At 57.7% G+C, this 20,096-nt stretch carries 24 protein-coding genes and 1 pseudogene; 18 read left to right on the forward strand and 7 right to left on the reverse strand.

Translation table 11 applies throughout. The annotated features are described in order from the left end of the window. Positions 1-57 precede the first annotated feature (57 nt). Both DAUD_RS02085 and DAUD_RS02090 read left to right on the forward strand, forming a co-directional pair. Complete coding sequence (locus DAUD_RS02085) at positions 58-1,245, forward strand: AAA family ATPase (protein ID WP_166485069.1); 1,188 nt, start codon at positions 58-60, stop codon at positions 1,243-1,245. Beyond that, the gene (locus tag DAUD_RS02090; protein ID WP_012301542.1) at positions 1,242-2,549 is read left to right on the forward strand and encodes an McrC family protein; all 1,308 of its coding nucleotides are present in this window, start codon (positions 1,242-1,244) and stop codon (positions 2,547-2,549) included. Before DAUD_RS02085 ends, DAUD_RS02090 begins: the two co-directional genes overlap by 4 nt. 180 nt (positions 2,550-2,729) lie before the next feature. Here the strand turns inward: DAUD_RS02090 and DAUD_RS02095 are convergent, their stop codons facing one another. Together DAUD_RS02095 and DAUD_RS11865 are read right to left on the reverse strand one after the other, a co-directional pair. After that, the gene (locus DAUD_RS02095; RefSeq protein ID WP_200858718.1) at positions 2,730-3,125 is read right to left on the reverse strand and encodes a type II toxin-antitoxin system PemK/MazF family toxin; all 396 of its coding nucleotides are present in this window, start codon (positions 3,123-3,125) and stop codon (positions 2,730-2,732) included. Further along, the gene (locus DAUD_RS11865) at positions 3,118-3,459 is read right to left on the reverse strand and encodes a helix-turn-helix domain-containing protein (RefSeq protein WP_200858719.1); all 342 of its coding nucleotides are present in this window, start codon (positions 3,457-3,459) and stop codon (positions 3,118-3,120) included. The genes DAUD_RS02095 and DAUD_RS11865 overlap by 8 nt, the downstream gene beginning before the upstream one ends. A gap of 38 nt (positions 3,460-3,497) precedes the next feature. Here DAUD_RS11865 and DAUD_RS12265 point away from each other — a divergent pair, with 38 nt between their 5' ends. Continuing rightward, positions 3,498-3,638 (forward strand): hypothetical protein, encoded by a 141-nt coding sequence (locus tag DAUD_RS12265; RefSeq protein WP_166485038.1) that lies wholly within the window; start codon positions 3,498-3,500, stop codon positions 3,636-3,638. Positions 3,639-3,871: 233 nt separating this feature from the next. On the opposite strand, the gene DAUD_RS12715 is transcribed toward DAUD_RS12265, so the two are convergent. Together DAUD_RS12715 and DAUD_RS12720 are read right to left on the reverse strand one after the other, a co-directional pair. Then, positions 3,872-4,552 (reverse strand): hypothetical protein, encoded by a 681-nt coding sequence (locus DAUD_RS12715; RefSeq protein WP_242647868.1) that lies wholly within the window; start codon positions 4,550-4,552, stop codon positions 3,872-3,874. Between the two features lie 50 nt (positions 4,553-4,602). Then, a complete protein-coding gene (locus DAUD_RS12720) occupies positions 4,603-5,199 on the reverse strand; it encodes a helix-turn-helix domain-containing protein (RefSeq protein WP_242647869.1) in 597 nt (198 codons plus the stop codon). 142 nt (positions 5,200-5,341) lie between these two features. Here DAUD_RS12720 and DAUD_RS02105 point away from each other — a divergent pair, with 142 nt between their 5' ends. From DAUD_RS02105 to DAUD_RS02135, 8 genes are all read left to right on the forward strand, one after another. After that, positions 5,342-5,578 (forward strand): type II toxin -antitoxin system TacA 1-like antitoxin, encoded by a 237-nt coding sequence (locus DAUD_RS02105; RefSeq protein ID WP_041570738.1) that lies wholly within the window; start codon positions 5,342-5,344, stop codon positions 5,576-5,578. Then, the gene (locus DAUD_RS11870; RefSeq protein WP_012301545.1) at positions 5,572-6,003 is read left to right on the forward strand and encodes a type II toxin-antitoxin system VapC family toxin; all 432 of its coding nucleotides are present in this window, start codon (positions 5,572-5,574) and stop codon (positions 6,001-6,003) included. Before DAUD_RS02105 ends, DAUD_RS11870 begins: the two co-directional genes overlap by 7 nt. 351 nt (positions 6,004-6,354) lie before the next feature. Beyond that, the gene (locus DAUD_RS02110; RefSeq protein ID WP_012301546.1) at positions 6,355-6,600 is read left to right on the forward strand and encodes an AbrB/MazE/SpoVT family DNA-binding domain-containing protein; all 246 of its coding nucleotides are present in this window, start codon (positions 6,355-6,357) and stop codon (positions 6,598-6,600) included. After that, the gene (locus DAUD_RS02115) at positions 6,597-7,007 is read left to right on the forward strand and encodes a type II toxin-antitoxin system VapC family toxin (protein WP_012301547.1); all 411 of its coding nucleotides are present in this window, start codon (positions 6,597-6,599) and stop codon (positions 7,005-7,007) included. The genes DAUD_RS02110 and DAUD_RS02115 overlap by 4 nt, the downstream gene beginning before the upstream one ends. A gap of 519 nt (positions 7,008-7,526) precedes the next feature. Continuing rightward, a complete protein-coding gene (locus DAUD_RS02120; RefSeq protein ID WP_012301548.1) occupies positions 7,527-8,432 on the forward strand; it encodes a beta/alpha barrel domain-containing protein in 906 nt (301 codons plus the stop codon). Between the two features lie 159 nt (positions 8,433-8,591). Beyond that, complete coding sequence (gene modA / locus DAUD_RS02125; RefSeq protein ID WP_041570739.1) at positions 8,592-9,383, forward strand: molybdate ABC transporter substrate-binding protein; 792 nt, start codon at positions 8,592-8,594, stop codon at positions 9,381-9,383. An 11-nt stretch (positions 9,384-9,394) separates the two neighbouring features. After that, positions 9,395-10,078 (forward strand): molybdate ABC transporter permease subunit, encoded by a 684-nt coding sequence (gene modB / locus DAUD_RS02130; protein ID WP_012301550.1) that lies wholly within the window; start codon positions 9,395-9,397, stop codon positions 10,076-10,078. Position 10,079: 1 nt separating this feature from the next. Beyond that, entirely contained in the window at positions 10,080-10,739 is a 660-nt protein-coding gene (locus DAUD_RS02135; protein WP_012301551.1) for an ATP-binding cassette domain-containing protein, read from the forward strand. Between the two features lie 134 nt (positions 10,740-10,873). On the opposite strand, the gene DAUD_RS11875 is transcribed toward DAUD_RS02135, so the two are convergent. Then, entirely contained in the window at positions 10,874-12,331 is a 1,458-nt protein-coding gene (locus DAUD_RS11875) for a monomeric [FeFe] hydrogenase (protein WP_012301552.1), read from the reverse strand. 308 nt (positions 12,332-12,639) lie between these two features. On the opposite strand from DAUD_RS11875, the gene DAUD_RS12890 reads away from it, so the two are divergent. From DAUD_RS12890 to DAUD_RS02145, 3 genes are all read left to right on the forward strand, one after another. Then, a complete protein-coding gene (locus tag DAUD_RS12890) occupies positions 12,640-12,768 on the forward strand; it encodes a hypothetical protein (protein ID WP_278183778.1) in 129 nt (42 codons plus the stop codon). Positions 12,769-12,903: 135 nt separating this feature from the next. Next, positions 12,904-13,152, forward strand: a complete 249-nt coding sequence (locus DAUD_RS02140; RefSeq protein ID WP_041570740.1) for a ribbon-helix-helix domain-containing protein — start codon at positions 12,904-12,906, stop codon at positions 13,150-13,152. Next, a complete protein-coding gene (locus tag DAUD_RS02145; protein WP_012301554.1) occupies positions 13,149-13,574 on the forward strand; it encodes a type II toxin-antitoxin system VapC family toxin in 426 nt (141 codons plus the stop codon). The genes DAUD_RS02140 and DAUD_RS02145 overlap by 4 nt, the downstream gene beginning before the upstream one ends. A 138-nt stretch (positions 13,575-13,712) precedes the next feature. Here the strand turns inward: DAUD_RS02145 and DAUD_RS02150 are convergent, their stop codons facing one another. Beyond that, positions 13,713-14,264, reverse strand: a complete 552-nt coding sequence (locus DAUD_RS02150; RefSeq protein ID WP_012301555.1) for a hydrolase — start codon at positions 14,262-14,264, stop codon at positions 13,713-13,715. 116 nt (positions 14,265-14,380) lie between these two features. On the opposite strand from DAUD_RS02150, the gene DAUD_RS11420 reads away from it, so the two are divergent. From DAUD_RS11420 to DAUD_RS02165, 4 genes and pseudogenes are all read left to right on the forward strand, one after another. Then, a complete protein-coding gene (locus tag DAUD_RS11420; RefSeq protein ID WP_012301556.1) occupies positions 14,381-16,942 on the forward strand; it encodes a CHASE4 domain-containing protein in 2,562 nt (853 codons plus the stop codon). A gap of 248 nt (positions 16,943-17,190) precedes the next feature. Next, entirely contained in the window at positions 17,191-17,979 is a 789-nt protein-coding gene (locus tag DAUD_RS02160) for a Mut7-C RNAse domain-containing protein (RefSeq protein WP_012301557.1), read from the forward strand. An 86-nt stretch (positions 17,980-18,065) separates the two neighbouring features. Next, positions 18,066-18,251: a phage holin family protein gene (locus DAUD_RS12725; protein WP_278183787.1), complete on the forward strand. Its 186-nt coding sequence runs from the start codon at positions 18,066-18,068 to the stop codon at positions 18,249-18,251. Positions 18,252-18,326: 75 nt separating this feature from the next. Continuing rightward, a pseudogene (locus DAUD_RS02165) lies at positions 18,327-18,911 on the forward strand (transposase); the annotation flags it as partial. A 134-nt stretch (positions 18,912-19,045) separates the two neighbouring features. Here the strand turns inward: DAUD_RS02165 and DAUD_RS02170 are convergent. Further along, positions 19,046-19,996 (reverse strand): type 2 periplasmic-binding domain-containing protein, encoded by a 951-nt coding sequence (locus DAUD_RS02170; RefSeq protein WP_012301560.1) that lies wholly within the window; start codon positions 19,994-19,996, stop codon positions 19,046-19,048. Positions 19,997-20,096: the final 100 nt, after the last annotated feature.

Below are 20,096 nucleotides of genomic sequence, written 5' to 3' on the forward strand. Positions count from 1 at the left end.
AATGCTTACAACGCAAAACGCTGGAAGTGGCTCAGCCTTGACGAATGGCAGATGCCGGTGCACGAAGAATTACAGAGCACCTTCCGCGAGTTCCGCAAGCATGCGGTCAACCGGGTGGAGGTCGAACGGCGCCTTCTGGAGGCAGAACGCCGTGAGCGAGAGAACGGGGAAAAACCACCAACGGTAACCACTGTTCCCGCGCTGGACGGCATCCCCGGGCGCATTCAGAAAGTGCTGGAAAGAAAAGGCCAGGTGGTGCTTTACGGCCCGCCGGGGACCGGCAAGACCTATTGGGCGGAGATTACGGCATGTCAACTGGCGGCTTACCATGCTTTTGGCCGCGGTTTCGAGCGCCTGACCGAGGAAGAAAAGCGGCAGATCACCGGTAACGGTGAACAGCCGGGGCTCGTGCGCATGTGCTGCTTCCACCCGGCTTACGGGTATGAGGACTTCCTGGAGGGCTACCGGCCGGAGACCAGTGAGGGACGGATGACTTTCGTCCTGCGATCTGGCGTTTTCAAGACGCTTTGCGCCCAAGCCATGGACAATCCCCGTTATCGTTATTATCTGATCATTGACGAGATCAACCGGGGGGACATCCCCCGGATCTTCGGCGAGTTGCTGACCGTGCTGGAGAAGTCCAGGAGAAACAGGCAGATCATTCTGCCCCTGAGCGGCGAGCTGCTGCGGGTTCCAGAGAACGTCTTTATCATCGGAACGATGAATACGGCGGACCGTTCGATCGCCTTGATGGATGTGGCCTTGCGGCGGCGATTCGGTTTCGTGGAGCTGATGCCCGATCCGGCGGTGCTGGGTGATGTGGTGGTGGACGGCATCCCCCTGGGGCCGTGGCTGGAAGCCCTGAACCAACGTATTTGCCGGCATATCGGACGGGACGCGCGCAATCTACAGGTCGGTCATACGTATTTGATGGACGGTTCTCGCCCGATCACCGATTTTGAGAAGTTGTTCCGCGCCCTGCGGGAAGATCTGCTGCCGCTGCTGGAGGAATACTGCTACGAGGACTACACGACCCTGGAACGTATTATGGGCCGCGCTCTGGTGGATGTTGCCAATCAGCGCATCCGGGATGAGCTTTTCGAGTCGGATCAGAAGGATAAGCTGGTCCAAGCCCTGCTGGCGCCGTGCCCGGAGGTGGCCGCCTCTTCTCCGGCCGTGCAGGCGGAACAGGAGCAATCAGCGGAGGACGAGTCTCCGGAAGACGAAGACGGGGATGGGCAATGACGGTTGTGCCGGTAATGCTTGGGGAATGGGAAGAGCTGTCACCCAGCGGGGACAGCCCGACGAGGGGTCTGTCTTTCCGGCGGGAGCCGGCTGCCCGCGCATTGGCGGCCGACTTGGCCGAATCCGGGAAATTAGAGATCCGGGAATTACTGAACGGCCTGGCCATTCAGTCCAAGTCCTTTGTGGGCACCATCCGTCTCGGTCCGCTGCAAGTGACCATCCGGCCCAAGATGACGGGTTTTCCGCTGGTTGCCCTGCTCCGCTACGCCTACGGATTGCGCAATCTCTTTCTTTATGGACAGGTTGAGATGGAAACAACGGATCGGCCTTTTCAAGATTTGCTCCTGTCCCAATTGTCCGCCGAGGCGGCCGAATTACTTTCCCGGGGTCTGCACCGCGCCTACCGGCCGCGACATGAATTAATGGCCAGCCCGCGCGGCCGGGTGAACTTTCAACGGTTGGCGCGTACGGGAGGCGTCCGACAGTCGGCATTGCCTTGCTATCATCATCTCCGGCTCGCGGATTGTCTGTCCAACCAGGTGCTGGTGGCCGGCCTGCGCTTCGGCGCCGGGTTGACGGCCGATCTCGAATTGCGAGCGCGTCTCCGCCGGTTGGCGGCGGTATGCGGTGAGAACGTCACCCCGATCCGTCTGGATTACCACGTCTTCGCCCGGCTCGAACGGGAGGCCAATCGGCTGACCCGCGCCTACGAACCGGCTTTTCGGCTGACCAAGATCCTGTACCGGGACGCCGGTGCGGGTTTGGGCCGGGAGGCGGGTGGACTTCCAGTTCCGGGATTCTTGTTTGATATGAACCGGTTTTTCCAGGCCGTCCTGTCCCGTTTCCTGCACGAGAATCTGGATGGTTTCCGGGTGCAGGATGAGTACCGGCTGCAAGGCATGTTCGCCTACGTTCCCGGTTTTAATCCGCAGCGCAGGCAGGCACCGGCCCCGCGCCCGGACTTCGTGGTTTTCCGCGGCGGCAGGGTAGCGGCGATTCTGGACGCCAAGTACCGGGATCTCTGGGAAAATGCGCTGCCCCGGGATATGCTCTACCAGTTGGCGCTGTATGCGTTGAGCCAGGGCGGGGGCATGCGGGCCGCTATTCTTTATCCCACTCTTGACCCCCGGGCGTGTGAGGCGGTAATCGAGGTGCGGGAGCCGGTTCACGGTATGGGACGGGCGCAGGTGATCCTACGCCCGGTGGTTATTGATGAATTGGCGGAGATGGTATCCCTGTCCGATCCGGCAACTGCAAGAAGGCGGAAAGAATACGCCCGTCATTTGGCCTTCGGCGAAAAATGAGCTTGTCTTAGTGGACGCGGCGTTCAGCATAATTGGCACCGGGTGGAAGCACATGTTGGATAAGAGCGTTCGGAGAAACCGGGGAAGTCCGGGAAAGACTGGCGGATTTGTGTGAGATGCGGGTGGAAGGAGATGACCATGAGCCGGTTGGGGTGCTTTTTTTGCACCGGAACGCCAACCTTATCGAACATCGCCAAAGCTATCCTGAGGCTCCAGCAATCGCTGCAGCCCGTGGCAAATGGGTTGGTATGCATCGGTCCGGACAGTACCGAGATAGGCGGCCACCCGCTCCAAACCCAAGAACCGAACCTGGTCCAGCAGCACGATGGAAGCTGACGGCAGTCCTCCGGCACCGGCCGGCAACCGGGGATAAAGAGCCGGACTGCGTTCAGCCCATAGCTGTCCGCGGTCTGTGGTCAGTGGAGCAACCAGGACCACCGGAAAGCGTGGTTCACCCAGGACTTCCGGCAGCCCCAATACCACCGCCGGCTGTGCACCGTGCTGTTCATGTCCGGGGGGAATGTGTTCCGGAAAACGAACCACAACGATGTCCCCGGGGGCCAGCCTTTCAGCCACGACGTTTGCCGCCTTCTACTACGGGTCCTTTGCCGGGTATATAGCTGATCCGTTTTCCCTGGGGCGGTCCCTGCGGGCCCCAATCATATGGTTCTGTTTCACCCAGACGGGACAAGTCGGTATCAAGCCAAACTGCGTCTTCCGGCTCTGGTCCAGTCCCGTAACCACCTTGTGACCGCAGACGACCGTACAGGTAGTCGTCCAGAGCGCCGCCCGGAATACGCCAGTCGCGGCCGAGTTTGGCTGCAGGAAGCCGGCCGCTGCGCAGGAGTTTATAGATGGTGTTTACGTGCACCTTGAGATAGGCGGCGGCTTCTTCTGGTGTGTACACCATAGACACATACATCACCTCTTGTTATCATAATATGCTCCGTGTTACTCGGTGTCAACAAGCCGGACAACCTGGCCAGCGGGGTTACCCGGGCCTGCCGCTTCGAACCGGACATCAACGTCACCTATTTGGAAATGGCCAATCACTACGGCACCGTAATCCTTTTCACCGGAATGCGCTGACAAGGCTTTTAACGACGTTAGTGATGTGCCTGCCTGTCAATAGCCAGTGAAAATGTCACCCTAAAACACACTAACTTGGACTGAGAAAATGTCACCTTTGAAACCGCCGTCCAAGATTATTCCTCTCGCCTGTTGGCCGTCAAGGGCAAGGGCTACGCCGCCGCGGATGCGGCCCCTTGACGGCCGGCCAGGCGAGAGGTGACAGGTGACTCAAGGGTTTCAAGGTTGCTCATTTAAAAGGCGTACTTGCGGAAGCGCTTTCTCTTGGCTTCCAGGTACGCTTCCACTGGTGTTGAAGGCTTGGGCGCTATGGGAGAAATCTGGCGCCAGGGATGATCCGCAGTCACCGGAGCAGGTTCCCGGCGGGGCTTGGCTTGACGGATCTCCGCCTTAGGTGCCGGCTGGGGAACGAACTCCCTTAGCGAAAACACCTTATCGCCATACTTGGCGCTTATCGTCCCGTCCAGATGAGTAAGGACCGTAACCTTCGCCCTGGGCGCCAGGCTAACTGCTTGATCTTTGACATCGATAAGCTGGTAAGTCTTACAGTGAAACGAGATCGTGGAACCATTGGAAGCCGTACGCTCTTCCCGAAAGGCAATAATCTCGTTGAGCCGTTCACTGGTGGGTGTGGGTTTAAAGGCCGGTTCCGGATCGGCGGCCCAAACGGCGAAGCGGGCGTTGAAGCGCTCAATAAAGACCGGGAGAAAGGCGTTCGCGTCTTCAATGTTGGAGATCCCTCGCAGGCGCATCTCTATCACCAGACGGCTCTGCAGGGTTTCCCACAAACGTTCTATACGCCCTTTGGCTTGGGGAGAGCGTGCCTGAATATGATTGATTCCCAATTCCTCCAGGGCCTTACCGAACTGGGTCAGGGCAACGGTTTTGCCGGCCAGCTCCTCATCAATGGACAACTTGTCCTTCTTCGGTGAGAAGAAGATGGAGTGGCCGTCCGTATAGAGGCTCACCGGGATTCGTGATTTATGACCGTTAGGTTTAAGACCATCAAGTAACCGTACAGATCCTCTTCGGGCCGGAACCAAAGTGCCAGGATCTTACCGGTGGCGTCATCAATATTACCGTGGAGGCAGGCCTTGGGGCCACGATCTTCAAACCAGGCGTACGGGCTGGCGTCGCTTTGGACCAAAAGCCCTTCTTGAGGCATGCGCTCGCGGGAGCGCCGTTTCCGCCGCTTGGCTCGGCGGCTGTGCCGATTCTTGATACCGGCCTGCTTGAATATGCGACGCAAGCTGCGGCCCGAGATCGAAATTTCATATAGTTCCTCAAGCAGCTCAGCCATATGCTCGCAACTTGCGTCCTTGAGTTCTTCTGAGGCGAGGCTGATGATCCGGTCCCGGACGTCGTGGGTTATAGCGTGTTTTGGTTTACGGCCTCGGTTTTTGTGGACGAGGAAAGCCTCGCCCTCCTGTTTCATTCCTTTCTTGAGGCGCATAACCTGACGTTCGCTGAGACCAAGGAGGACGGCAGCCTGCCGAATGGATACCTTGCCTGCAAGGACCCGTTCCATAATACCTAGTCTCCTGGCTTCCTTGGGTTTCAAGAAAACGTCTCCCTTCATGGGTGACATTTTCTCAGACCGCTTATGAGGTGACAATATCACAGGCCAATAGCAGTTAGTGATGTGCCTGCCTTGACCCTTTAGCGTTAAAGAGTTATAATGCATAGGTAGGAGGTGGTGTGCAATGGCCGAGAAGATCAGTGTGTACGTGGATAAGGAACTACATCGTGTCCTCAAATCAGCGGCAAGTCTCCGGGGGAAGTCCTTATCGGAATTTATGGTTGAGGCGGCGTTACGTGCGCTTCATACTCCGGACCGGAAGACGGCTTCTGCTGCAATGGACCGGATCCGCGGTTCAATAAAAGGCACTGTTTCCACAGAGGAGCTTCGTGATATGCGAAACGAGGGAAGACGGTGCTGATCCGGAGTTTTGTTGTTGATACGTCAGTGGCTTTGTCTTGGCTCCTACCGGGAGAAGATACTCATAGGACTTTGCCGTTGCGTGATTATGCTGTAGAAAACCCCCAAGTCGAGTTACTTATTCCGCCGACCTTTTGGTATGAAGTAGCAAATGTCTTATGGGTAGCGGTACGGCGGAATAGAATAATACAATCTGCCGCTATAGAAGCCTTGAAGTCCCTCTTGGAGTTTCGACTTGATGTTTGGGTGGCTGATCCGGTTACCAGCCTGTCTCTTTCCTTCGATCAGAACCTTGCTGTATATGATTCCGCTTACCTGAGTATAGCGGTGGAACGCAACGCAGCACTATGGACCATAGATAAAGCTTTGGCCGAGGCTGGTAAACGCTTGAATGTCCTTGTTGAGCCCGCTGCAGAACATAGCTGAATGTTCTTGCTGGCCGTTTTCGGCGCCAAGGCGCCGGGTACCCCGGTATTTGTGCCGGGCGGCGTATGCTGTTCGCCGTGAAAGGCACCGCCGAGGGGAAAACGCACGTTGACCCGGCGGTAGCCGGCAAATCAAAAAGTACCGCGATTTTCCGTGCAAGGGTTATCAGCCTCCTTTTTACGCTCTAGACAGGATTTGCCAGTATCAAGGACGATCTTTCACGCCGAGATAATCCTTTAACGCGTTCTGCAAGATATGGACGAGAGGTTTTTACCCCAGCGGTTCTTTACTACTGGAACCCGCTGTAGTATACTTTTCATATGGCAAACTGCAAGCGGGAGGTAAGGTTCAGTGCAGAAGGTCACTATTTCCGAAAAAGGACAAATCTCCATCCCGGTTTCCTTACGCAGGCGGTACGGTTTGAAGAAGGGCGACAGGTTGGCCGTAGAGGAGGCCGATGGCGCCATCGTGCTGCGTCCCCTGCCACGGCACCCCTTGCTGGCCCTTAGGGGCAGGCTGAAGGGCGCGGATGGAGAGAGGTTGACAGACCTGTTGCTTAAGGAGCGCGCCGCGGACAGGGAGCGGGAGCGGCGTTGAGGCCCCGGAGGTTCGTTTTCGACAGCTACGCTGTGCTCGCGCTGGTGGAGGATGAACCGGGAGCGCAGGTGGTGGCCGAAATTATCGCCGATGAAGCGGCGGAGCTGTACCTGAGTGCGGTCAGCCTGGGAGAAGTTTACTACATTCTCTTCCGAAGGCAGGGCGAACCGGTGGCGGAAGAGGTGGTGCGCGGCGTTATGCAGGAGGAATCGCTTACCACCGCCGAGGCCTCGTGGTTGAGGGTAAAGGACGCAGCCCGCATCAAAGCGGGAGGCGGGCTTTCGTATGCCGATGCTTTTGTTTTGGGGCTTTCTCTGGAACTCGAGGCACCGGTGGTCACCGGCGACCCCGAGATCCGGGCGGCAGCCGGGAGACTCGGCGTAAAAGTCGTCTGGATCGGCAGATAGGCTGACCGAAGCATGTGACGATAGGAAGCGAACCTTCACTGGCTGGCCGCCTGGGCCCTGGCCCTTCTTCTGTCGGTTGCGGGACAGTGGGCGGGACTGCGGGTCGGAGAGAAAAACTGACGGGAAACGGCGGAGAATAGCAAAAGGCTGAATGGGGTCAGATGGCTGCCGTTCGGGTTTCCTTTTTGACAAGTGACCGTTTTTGCTGTTGACTTTTGCATCCGGCCGTCTTAAACTAATCCGTAGATACAGTGAAGTGTCTGCAAGCGATGGCGCCCTGGAAGGGCGCCTGTTGTTTTTGGGGCGTCGACATCGCCCCCGGCGGCCGCCCGAGGCGGTGCGTTAAACGGTAAGGAAGCCAGAAAGCCCGGGCACCGGTGCCCCGCAAGACTGCCGTGCGCAGTCCCCGGGGTTTTTTGTTTCCCGGAGCGTCCGATGGGCAGTGAAGCCCCTGAGGCGACGTATATGTGGCCGTCCGGGGGCTTTCTGTTTTTCTAAACACGGTTGAGGAAGTGCTTTATGCCGCAAGTCTTTCTTGTCGATACCACGTTAAGAGACGGAGAACAGACCCCCGGCCTGGTGTTCTCCACCGAGGAAAAGGTGGCTGTTGCTTCCGCCCTGGATCGGTTGGGGGTAGAGTTGATTGAGGCCGGTATTCCGGCCATGGGGGTCGACGAACAGAAGGCCGTCCGTGCGGTCCTCGGCGCCGGCCTCCGTGCCCGGGTCCTGGCCTGGAACCGCGCCCATCCGTCTGACATCGAGGCCTCGCTGGCCTGCGGCGCGACTTGCCTGCAAATTTCTTTCCCCGTATCGGACATTCACCTGCAGCATAAGCTGGGGCGGACGAGGAGTTGGTTACTGGCGCGGCTGGAGGAAGTGATGGCGCTGGCTGTCGCCCCGGGACGAGAGGTTGCGGTGGGAGCCGAAGATGCGTCCCGGGCTGACCCGGCGTTCCTGCGCCTCTTTGCGAAAAAGGCGGAAGAAGCCGGGGCCTGCCGCCTCCGGTACTGCGATACGGTAGGGGTGCTTGACCCCTTCCGGTCGCGGGACGCCGTATCGGATCTGACGCACAAGCTCAACATCCCTTTGGAGTTTCACGCCCACAACGACTTCGGCATGGCGACGGCCAACACCCTGGCGGCCGTAAAGGGCGGGGCGGCCTACCTCGACGTGACTGTCAACGGTCTGGGCGAACGGGCCGGAAATGCCTCGCTAAGCGCGGTCGCCCGCGGGCTCCGGCAGTTCTACGGGATGGAAGTCGTCCGTGAGGAAACCGAACTGGCAATGCTGGAGGGATGGGTAAACTCCGTTAGAAAGAGAGCTGCATTCTTCAGCCGGGACTACGGGTTGACTCTGGGGGCTTTTAACCGGGCTTTGCGAAACGGAGAACAGACGAGATATCGGTTGGCCACCGGCACTCTTTAAAACTATTCGGGATGAAACAGACCATGCAAAAGGCGGTAGCAGACTTCCGGGAGTTTATCGTTGTGGTCGCCAACGTTCCAGTCCTGGACGAGGAAGCCTTGTCGATGTTTACGTTGGCCTTGCTCTAATTGTATGTGCTTGGAAAGGAGATGGGGGTTTGTGAAGAAGGTTGTTGCTTTTATGGCTACGCTTTTAGTTCTTGCGGGACTCCTGGCAGGCTGCGGGAGTCCGGGTAAGGAACCGGCGAACGAAGCGGAAGCGGTGGGTCTAACTGTTTCGGCTGCGATAAGCCTTAAGGATGCCGTTGAAGAACTTGCAGCCATTTACACTGATGAAAACCCTGCGATAAGTATCACATTCAACTTTGCATCATCCGGAACCCTGCAGAAGCAAATTGAAGAAGGCGCCCCGGTGGATCTGTTCATCTCTGCAGGAATGAATCAGATGGACGCCCTGGCCGAAAAAGGGCTGATTGTTAAGGACTCACGCCGGGACATCCTGGGCAACGAGCTTGTCCTTATCGCCGGGCAGGAAAGCACACTTACCGGGTTCTCCGGCCTGACTGACGGGAGTGTCGCCAGAGTTTGCATAGCCAACCCGGAAACGGCGCCGGTGGGCAAGTATGCCAGAGAAACCTTGACCACCTTTGGGCTTTGGGACGAACTCCAACCCAGACTGGTATTGGCCAAGGATGTCCGCCAGGTCCTGACCTACGTCGAGACCGGCAATGTTGATGCGGGTCTAGTCTACCGCTCCGACGCCATGGCCGGGCAGGGCATCAAGATCGTGGCCGTAGCGTCGGAAGACTCCCACGGACCTATTGTCTACCCGATGGCTATCATCAAGACAACCAAACACCGGAAAGAGACGGAAGCTTTTGCGGCTTTTCTTGCGAGCGATGAAGCCGCCAAGATCTTTACCGAACACGGCTTTAAGCCGCTCGGCCGGTAGGTGGCGCAGCGATGTTGGAATATGCGGTCGACTGGCATCCGGTGCTGCTTTCCCTCCGGGTGGCCCTGATTGCCGTCATCGTTGTCATCGGCCTGGCGTTGCCCCTGGCTCGCCTGCTCGCCCGGCGGGAATTCTTCGGGAAGGACGTGCTTGAAGCGGCGATAACCCTGCCGCTGGTGCTCCCGCCTTCGGTGATCGGCTACGGCCTGCTGATGCTGGTCGGCAAAAACGGCGTGATCGGCCAGTTCCTGGACAGCCTGGGGATCACGCTGGTCTTCACCTGGTGGGCGGCCGTGCTGGCCTCTACCGTGGTCGCCTTTCCCCTGATGTATCAGAGCGCCACGGCGGCTTTCAAGAGCGTTGACGTCAACTACGAGAAGGCGGCGAGGACTCTGGGAGCTGGTGAAACGCGAGTCTTTCTTACGGTTACGCTGCCCCTAGCCTGGCCCGGGATTCTTGCCGGGCTCGTTCTCTCTTTCGCCCGTGCTTTGGGCGAATTCGGCGCTACGCTGATGGTGGCAGGAAATATTCCCGGGCAGACACAGACTGTTCCTCTGGCCATCTACTTTGCCGTTGAGTCGGGGGACAACGTTACAGCCGGGAGACTTGTTGCCATCATTACCGTTTTCAGCTTCGCGGTTGTTTTTTGGGTGAACCGCTGGGCGAAACGGCACAACCGCAGGGACGGTGAGTGAGATGCTAGAAGCCAGTTTCGGCAAAAAACTCTGGCACTTCGACCTCAGAGTCAGACTGAAGGTCGACAGCCAGATTGTGGTGCTCCAGGGCCCGTCAGGAGCGGGGAAGACCACCGCTCTGCACTGTCTTGCCGGGCTGCTGCAGCCGTCGTACGGTTCCATTGAGCTGGATGGAACAACCCTGTACTCGTCGTTGAAGGGGATCAATATTCCGGCCCGCCGGCGGGGCGTGGGTTATCTTTTTCAGGACTATGCGCTCTTCCCGCATATGACGGTGGGCCAGAACGTGATGTACGGGTTTAAGAGTCAAAAGGCCAGGACTGCGAATGGCCGCCTGAAACCCGTTGACTTATTGGATGCCTTCGGTGTCGGACATCTGGTTCACAGGTATCCCGGGCAGCTCTCCGGCGGGGAAAAGCAGCGGGTGGCCCTGGTCAGGGCGCTGGCCACACAGCCGAAGCTGCTCCTCCTGGATGAACCTCTGAGCGCGCTCGACAGTGACACCCGGGCGAGATTGCGGCGGGAATTGAAGCATTTGCAGCGGGTATGGCGGATTCCTTTCATCCTTGTCACTCACGACGATGAGGACGCGCGGATCCTGGGGGACGTCATCATCCACCTGGAAAACGGGCGGACGAGACAAAACGCTGCCGCCGGTTGAGCGCCGGCGACCTGCCCCGGCGGGGCCTGTTGAAATACTTCGCCTGCCCAGCACTCCTGCTTTACGTGTGCAAGGCGCCACTGAAAAGCAGCATCCGGAAAATGATACTTCCTCCTCGCTTCTGTGCGGGGAATTCAAGGACTTTTTCCTGCGCTTCGATCCTCGAATATCCCCAGGGCGTTGTTTCTCGTACCAGTATTGGCCAAATTAGAAAATGCTTCTACTGCTCTGGCTGCTACGTTACTTCTAACCAATGTACCCGGCCCGCCTACGCAACCGCCTTCGCAGGCCATACACTCAATGAAGGTAAATTTATCGCTGTCGGCTGTCCTTGTGCCTTTTAGGGCATTTGCTGCCGATCTAAGGGCAGCCAGGCCTTGTTCTATTCCCTGTACTTGTAACACTTCCATAGAAACGTCAGGCAAGTGCCGGGTAACCGCAGCACTGACTCCTCCGGCCTTTGCAAACAGCCGACCGTAAGGCGAAGCATCGTTCATGTCAGCAGGAACATGATTGGCCGGATCAATGTCCGATGCTGCAAATAACGCAGACAGCTCTTCAAAGGTTAAAGCCATGTCAATTTCACCGCCCAATGTTGCTTCGGCCTTTTTTGCAATACATGGGCCGATAAATACTGTAGTAACTTTGTTAGCGTACCGTTCTTTAACTAACCGACCGGTAACTCTCATTGGAGAGAGAGTGTCGGAAATCTTTCCTGCTATCTCAGGTAGTTTAATGGTTACAGCTTTGGCCCAGGCGGGGCAACAAGAATTGGTCATCAATTTACTTTCAGGGTGGTTTCTTATTTCTTCCGCCTCCTGTTTGGCCACCACGTCCGCTCCCAATGCTGCCTCCACAACGCCATCAAAGCCAAGCTTCAAAATTGCGGTTTTTATGTGACCCGGAGTAGCCTTTGGGCCAAACTGTCCGGGAAGGGACGGAGCTACAATGGCCACCATGGGTTGCTTTTTAACCCTCAGAGCTTTAGCTACATCTAGTATTTTCGAAGTGTCCGTGATGGCGCCAAAGGGGCATACAGCAACACACATACCGCAGGAAACACATTTATCCAGATCTATAACTGCTCGTCGGCATTCATCAACCTTGATAGCGCCCATGTCACAGGAACGCTCACAAGGACGAGAAATTTCTACAATAGCGTAATATGGACAGTTTTTAGCACAGATACCACATTCCACACAAGAATCGTTATCTATATATGCCCGGTTTTGAAGTACTGAAATGGCTTTTTTGGGACAACTGTTACGACAAGAGTGGGCAACGCAGTTTTGACAGGCATCGGTAACAAAGTATTTATTTAACGAACAACCATTGCAGGCCTCGGGAATAACCGTCACAACTTGCTCTGATGCCTCCAGCCCCGTTATAATGCGAATCTGGGCCTCTGCGACGGCCCTTTCTTTATAAATGCAGCAACGATAGCGGGCCGGCCCATCGGGAATCATTTCCATAACCATATTCCTTATAACCTCGTCGGTCGGTTGCTCATCCAGTGGTTTATTAAGAGCCCAACGAGCAACTCGGGTAAGAATATTCCGCCGCAACTTGGTTATTTCTGATACTGGATTCATCTATTTTTTCCCTTTCGGATTGGATTTGTCCACTCCTGGAAGCGGTAGGATAGGAATTTGTTTTTGATGGAGAGAGCATAGCAATAGCCACAAAGCATGTCAAGTGTACAAAATACTTCATTCAAATACATGATTTTACATGAGTATGCGCAAGACAGCGCAGAGTTGGCAACATTCAAAGAGAGAATCGGCAGGCGTTCAGCATGTGCAACCATTTGCCGTCCAGATTAAAGTGAGGCTCTGGAGATGCGGCGCAGGGCCCACGAACGGCTGGCCGTTTTTGGCGCGCGCCGGGTACCCCGGTATTTGTGCCGGGCGGCGTAACCGGAGCATTGGACCACGGGATGATCGAGCGGGGGCTCCGGATCCTGGATGAACTGAGCTATTTCATTGAAAACCAATACCTGGCCGATGCGTTTTTGCTGGCTGATACATAATCTTAAAGCCGAGAGAGAAGTGCCGTTAGGCGGCGTCCGAGTACTATTGACCTGACGCTCAAGAACACGGAGTAATTTGACAGGTAGTGATTACATGATAATATATCTGTAAGCATGTTAAGGATGGTGGTCCAGGTGATTCGTACCCAGGTGCAACTGACGGAAGAACAGGTACGCAGGATTCAGCAGTTGGCGGCTGACAGGGGTGTATCCATGGCGCAGTTGATCCGTGAGGCGGTTGACCTATACACCTGTTCAAATGCTGCTCTGAGCCGCGAGGAGCAGGTCAGGCGTGCCATAGCGGCGGCCGGCCGTTTCCGCTCAGGACTGCAGGATCTGTCCGTTGAACATGACAAGTACCTGGCGGAGGCCTTTGAAGAATGATGGTCTACCTCGACACGTCCGCGATCCTGGCCGTCCTCGATGCCGATGACCAGTACCATAACGTCGCCAAAACCCAATGGAAATCGCTGTTGCACAGTGACACAATCCTGGTCTGCAGCAATTACATACTTGTGGAGACCTATGCCCTGGTGCAGCGTCGCTTGGGAATGGGAGCGGTGAGGTTGCTTTCCACGGACATCGAGCCGATCGTCCGGGTGATCTGGGTGGATGAACAAACTCACCGGCGGGGGGAAGCAGCGGTGATTGCAGCTCAGCGCAAGGAGCTGAGCCTGGTGGACTGTGTGAGTTTCGTAGTCATGCGTCAAGCCGGGATTCGAGAGGCATTTACCTTCGACCGGCACTTTGCGGAACAGGGTTTCACCTGTCTTCCGGGTGGGTTGCCGAGCACCCAACAAGAATAGCGTCTGAGAGCAAATGGCTCCATTTTGAAATTGATTGGAATCAATGTTATAGCTCACCGTACTGACAGGTTCACCTTGGACATATGCCAGTACGATAATGTCCCCTTTTTTTCATCCGGTGTGCCACTATTTTAGGTTCTACTTAATCTTTTTGGAAATCGCCTTAAACTCCTCAGTGCCAGCAACTTTTAACAGTTGAAATAAAACTGTCTCGGTGCATGTAATTGCAGCGCCTGCATCACGCATGAATTCAATGCCTGTCTTCCAGTTTTCCTTTGCCCTTGAGCAAACTGCATCCCTTACAATGTGGACATTAAAGCCTTCCCTTAAAAGACCGATGCATGTCTGAAGCACACATATGTGGGTCTCCATTCCGGTCAGGATAATGCTCATTTTATCCAACTTCTTTATTTCGTTTAAGAAATTAGGCTCCTCGCAGCAGCTAAAGGTCAATTTTTCGATGGGCTGATATACCGGCAGCTGCTCCTTTATTTCAACCAATGTCCGGCCGAGGCCTTTGGGATACTGTTCTGTCACAACTATCGGGATATTAAGCATCTTTGAGAGTTCGATAAGGTGAAGGCAGTTCTTAATAACCTCATTCTTAACCTTCATTGCCGCAGCTAGCCTATCCTGAATATCGATAATCACTAGGGCGGCGTTAGTTTTGTCTAAAAAGAACTTACCCATAATAATAAAACCCCCCAGCCAAGTAAATTTAGTCCATTATAACATCTGAAAGCAGGAATGATATAGGCCTTGTCGTATAGTTATCCCTGCTATGTACAAGGTCGGGGGGCGAGTGCTTGACACTCCGGAAAAAGACCCTGATGATTACGGGGGCGATGCTCCTTGGCCTGCTGGTCGTGTTGTATACAGCCGCCCACTTGATCCTCCTGAGTAGTTTCCTGGACCTGGAAAGGGCCAGGACACACGACTACACCGAGCAAGTGCTGAGTCTCGTCACGGCCCAACTGGACGAACTCAGCAGCGGGGTCGGCGACTGGGCCGCGTGGGACGAGACCTACGCCTTCATCGTGACCGGCGATCCCGAGTATGTGCGCCGGAACATCCCCGATGCCACTTTTGAGGAGCTCAGGCTGAACCTGATGCTTTTTGCCGATGCTTCCGGCCGGGTGGTCTTCGGCCGGGCCTTTGACCTGCGGCGCGGACAGGAAATGCCGGTACCCGGAAGTCTTACGCCCCACCTTGAGAGCGGCAGTCCCCTGCTGGGCCATTCCGACCCGGAGAGCAGCGTCACCGGGGTGGTCCTTCTGCCGGAAGGGCCGTTGTTGGTGGCTTCGCGCCCCATCCTGACCAATGAAAGGCAGGGCCCGGTCCGGGGGTCGCTGGTCTGGGGCCGGTTTTTGGACGATCAGGAAGTTGCGCGTTTGTCCGAAGTGACGCACCTGGATCTCTCTGTGCGCCGCGTGGATGACCCGGAACCACCCGCTGACTTTGAGGCGGCGCGCGCCCTTTTGTCCCACGAGGTACCCATCGTCACCCGGCCGGTGAGCAGTGAATCCGTTGCGGGATACGCGCTGCTGGAGGACATCTACGGCGACCCCGCGCTCATCTTGAAAGTGGACCGTCCGCGGTTGATCTACAAACAGGGCCTGGCTACCATCAACTTCTTTGCCTGGTCTCTCGTGGCAGGCGGCCTGGTAATCGTCGTGGGCACAATGTTGCTCCTGAAGAGCCTGATTCTGTCCCGGTTGGAGCACTTAAACGACAGGGTTGAAGAGATCGGCAGAAGCGGCGACCTTTCGGCGCGCGTTGCGATTCCCGGAGATGACGAACTGTCGAACCTGGCCGGGGCCATCAACCGGATGCTGACGACCTTGGAGCAGTCCGGCCGCAAACTGCAAGAGAGCGAAGAGCTTTACCGCAGTCTGGCGGAAAGGCTCCAAACCGCACACCAGCAATTGCAGGACATCATCGAGTTTTTGCCGGACGCCACCTTTGTCGTCGACCGGGATAAGCGGGTGATTGCCTGGAACCTGGCCACCGAAAGAATGACGGGGGTTTCAAAGGCCGAGATTCTCGGCAAGGGTGACTATGCCTACGCCGTACCCTTCTACGGGCGGCCGCGACCCATGCTGGTCGATCTCGTGGTAGGGGGGGACCCGGGGGTTGAGTGGCAGTACCAGGGATTCGAGATCAAAGGCAACACCTACTACGCCGAGGGTTTCGTTCCTTCCGTCTACGAGGGGCGGGGCGCTTTCGTCTGGGAGAAGGCCTCGCCGCTTTTTGACAGTCAGGGGAATATGGCGGGGGCGGTCGAAACCATTCGCGATGTGAGCGAGCGCAAGGAGGCAGAGGAACGGCTCAGATACCTGAGCCTGCATGATCCGCTCACCGGGATCTACAACCGGGCCTACTTCGAGGAGGAAATGCGGCGCCTGGCGGGCGGACGCTTCGCACCGGTGAGCCTCATCGTGTGTGACGTGGATGGACTCAAGCTGGTCAACGACAGTCTGGGACACGAAACCGGAGATGCGCTGCTCAGGGCGGCCGCCGGGGTTCTGCAGCAGGCTTTCCGCGAAAGTGACGTGGTGGCCCGGGTGGGGGGAGACGAGTTCGCCGTAGTGCTGCCGGAGAGCGACAAAACGGTGGTCCAGGGTGCCTGTCAACGAATCCGGGAGGCCGTGGAGCGCCACAACCTGCTCCATCCGGAACTTCCTTTGAGTCTGTCCGTTGGTTTCGCGGTCACCAACGAAGACACCGGCAGCCTGAACGATTTGTTCCGGGAAGCCGACAACAACATGTACCGGGAAAAGCTGCACCGCAGCCAGAGTTCGCGCAGCGCGATCGTCCAGGCCTTGATGCAGACCCTGAAAGCCAGGGACTACATCACCGAGGGGCACGGAGACCGCTTGCAGGACCTGGTCCTGCGCATGGCCGAGGCTCTTGGCCTGCCTGAGCGCACGGTCGGCAACCTGCGCCTGCTGGCCCAGTTTCACGACATCGGCAAGGTGGGCATTCCCGACCGCATCCTGTTCAAGAAGGGGCCCCTCACCCCGGCGGAAAGGTCCGAAATGCAGCGGCACTGTGAGATCGGCCACCGCATCGCCCATTCCGTCCCGGACCTGGTGCACATCGCCGATCTGATTCTCAAACACCACGAGGCATGGGACGGGGAGGGCTACCCCCTGGGGCTCAAAGGTGAGGAGATCCCCCTGGAGTGCCGCATTCTGGCCATTGCCGACGCCTACGACTCCATGACCAACGACCGCCCCTACCGGAAGGCGCTGTCACACGCGGAAGCGATTGCCGAGCTGGAACGGTGTGCCGGCACGCAGTTCGACCCCGAACTGGTGCGGCTGTTCGTGGAAATCCTGCAGTCTTCAGCGGCAAGTACGGCGTAAAGGACATACTTTCTAGTGATTGCCGATCTTGAAGATGCACGGCCGGGTGATTTCATGCATTCGGTAGGGGAAACAACATCGGGCATACGGTGATGTTCATCGAATGGCTCGTTCCTTGATGGCGCCGGTTTGAACCGGAACCCTTGCCCAAGGTTTGTAAAGCCGCGGAATCTCGGCCGCAAGGGCGGGTGGTCGACCGGATTTGGGTAGGGATTACCGACGAACGCTTTTCCCAGAGGTGGAAAACAGTGAAGCGGGCCTGGCTCCGTTTTTACGCCGAGTTGAACGAGCTTTTGCCGGCGGAAAAGCGGTGGAAAACCGGTTTCCCCGTGTCCTTTTGGGTACAGCCGACCGTCAAGGATCTGGTGGAATCCCAGGGTGTTCCCCACACCGAGGTGGCGCTGGTGCTGGTCAACGGGGAGCCGGCGGACTTATCCCGGCCGGTCGGGGACGGCGACCGGGTCAGCGTGTACCCGGTCTTCAGAACGATCGACGTCGGCCCCCTGAGCGGACCGAATGCCGGTTTCCCGTTTCCGCCGCGTTTCGTACTGGATACCCACCTGGGGCGGCTGGCGGCTTACCTGCGCCTGGCCGGGTTCGACACCTTGTACAGCAACCGCTTTGAGGACGTGGAACTGGCCGAGATCGCGGCGCGGGAGAAACGTGTCGTTCTTACGCGCGACCGGGGGCTCTTGAAGCGGAACAGGGTGACCCGGGGCTACCTGGTGCGGGCGAGTGATCCAGCCAGCCAGTTAGCCGAGGTGCTGGCGCGTTTCGATCTTGGCGGGGCCATGGTTCCCTTCAGCCGTTGCCTGCCCTGTAACGGCGTTCTGGAGCGGATGCCCCGGGAGGAGGTCTTGGAGCGGGTGCCGCCTCGCGTCCGGGAAGATTTAGATGTCTTCTACCGCTGCCCCGACTGCGGCCGGGTCTACTGGGACGGCACGCACTGCGCGCGCATGCGCGATCTTCTCCGGAAGGCCCGGCATTCGGCCGCCGGGTCCAGGGAAAGTCCGTCTGTTGAAGGCCGCTTGCCGTAGGGTTTCGTATTGTTCTTCGTCAATATTCCACTTCGCAATTCTTCCAATCCGCTTTCCTGTATGGATTTCCATGCAGCAAAATCAACCTGCTCACCCTCGGCCTGTTCACCCTGGTCATTAACGCCTGGATGGTGCTGCTGGCCGCCAAATTGATTGCCGGACTGACCGTGCCCGGGTTCTGGCCGGCCCTGGTCACCGCCCTGGTGGTGACGCTGGTCAACCTGGCCTTGAACCACTGGCTCCGGCACCGCCACTATATCCGGGTGGTCTGATCGCCATTGTTCGGCATCGACAGTATTAGACATATTCTCCAAAGGGTATCCGTGCCAGGGGCACGAATTGACTATGAGTTTCCGGAACACCTGGCCAAAATGGACCGCTGGCTGGATGATAAACGCTTTTTCACACCGTTCCAGGACAAATACCACCAATTTTGGGGGCGGCCTTCCGTGCCGGCGGAAACTTACTTGCGTATGAGGGCGCTCCAGCAACAGTACGGACTCAGCGACCGGGAACTCTGTGATCAGGTAGGGGATCGGCTCAGTTGGCGCCGGTTTTGCCGGATTCCCTTGAACAAACCGGTACCCCACCCCAGCACTCTGTCAAAGATCCGGCAGCGGCTGGACACCAACGGGAGCGACCATATGGCCGAGCTGAACGAGCACTTGGTTCGCAAAGCGGCGGAAGAAAAGATCATAAAGAGCCGTAACAAAGTGCGGGTGGACACTACCGTGGTCGAGGCCAACATCCACCATCCCACCGACTCCGGCTTGATTGCGGACACGGTACGGGTGGTGACACGCTTGGCGAAAAAGATCCAAGCCGTTGCTGGTGACACCGGTACGGCCATCCGGGATCGCACGCGCAGCATCAAGAAACGAGTCCTTGAAGCACGCGGGTTGGCCGAGTGCATAGAAAAGGTCTTGCGGCTTGGGGATATTAATTTGATTGGCAATGAAGCCGAATCAAAACGGTGGCTGGATAAGTACATTTTGCCTCCGGATTATGCCATAAACTAGGGAATGGGTTGCCGGTGGATCGCGGTGGGGTAGCCCTGGGGGTCGTGTTACCGCGGGTGCAGGACAAAACCGCGGACGACGTACTGTTTCCAGTCGCTGAAGGCCCAGATCCAGTCCACGGCGTGGACCGGGGTAAAAAGGCCCGCCAGGTTTTCCGGCACCGCCCCGACGTTCTTGAGGTGGCTGTGGCCACGCAGCAGTTCGTCGACCGCAGCCGGATCAATCGCTTCCGAATCCAACGCCAGAGGGGCCACGCGGCCGGCCAATCCCAGCCGGGCCGCGTTCCACTCCAGGATGTCCGTGGCGAAAGCGACGGCGCCTTCGGGCTCTACGCTCCGGTGCATATGTTCGCCGAGCCGGTTGGACAGGGCCCGGGAGATGTCGGCAGCGTGAGCGTGTATCCGGTCCCAGAGGGGGGAGTCAGCCGCAACGGCCCGGATGAAGGGCACGAACAGCTGGGTGGCGACGCAGACGGAGACCACCAGGTCGTAGCCGTGGTCGAGTTCGGGCGGCGGCAGCGACCGGATCTTTTTCCGTAATTTCCCGAGGTATTGCACCAGTTCCGGCCAGCGGCCGCGCCGGGCGAGGCGGGCGATCGCCTCCGCGGTGCCCGAGGCATGCAGCCCGGTCAGGTCGCCCGCCAGCAGGCGCAAACCGGCCCTTTGCCGGGGTGACAGCCTGGCGGCGGCCGCCGCCAGCGCCGATTCGTCGAGGTCGAAAAGCGTCACCTCGGTGAAAGCGTCGGCCAGGTGGTCCAACGGGATGTCGTTGCAGTTGCCCGCCCCCAGGACCAGGCACCTCTCCCACCGAATTCCGCCGGCGGCTTGATCCACGAGTCGTTTTACGAGGTCCCGGTGCCGGGCCCACCGGCCGTGAAAGGGCCGGGAAGCTTCGTTGCCCAGGCACAGCAAGAACCGGTATGCATCCCAGTCGGCAATTTCTTTGCCGCAGCATTGCAGGAATGTGCCCCCGGCAATGCAGGAACACTGGTGGGACAACGCCTTCGTTCACCCTTTCCCCGGAAAGCTTTCATCCGCCCGAATTGTAACACGCCTCCCACGCCAAGGTCGAACTGCGCGGCCCCAATCTCCCCAGTGA

Origin of the sequence: Candidatus Desulforudis audaxviator MP104C (assembly GCF_000018425.1) — a bacterium.
Taxonomy (GTDB): Bacteria; Bacillota; Desulfotomaculia; order Desulfotomaculales; family Desulforudaceae; genus Desulforudis; species Desulforudis audaxviator.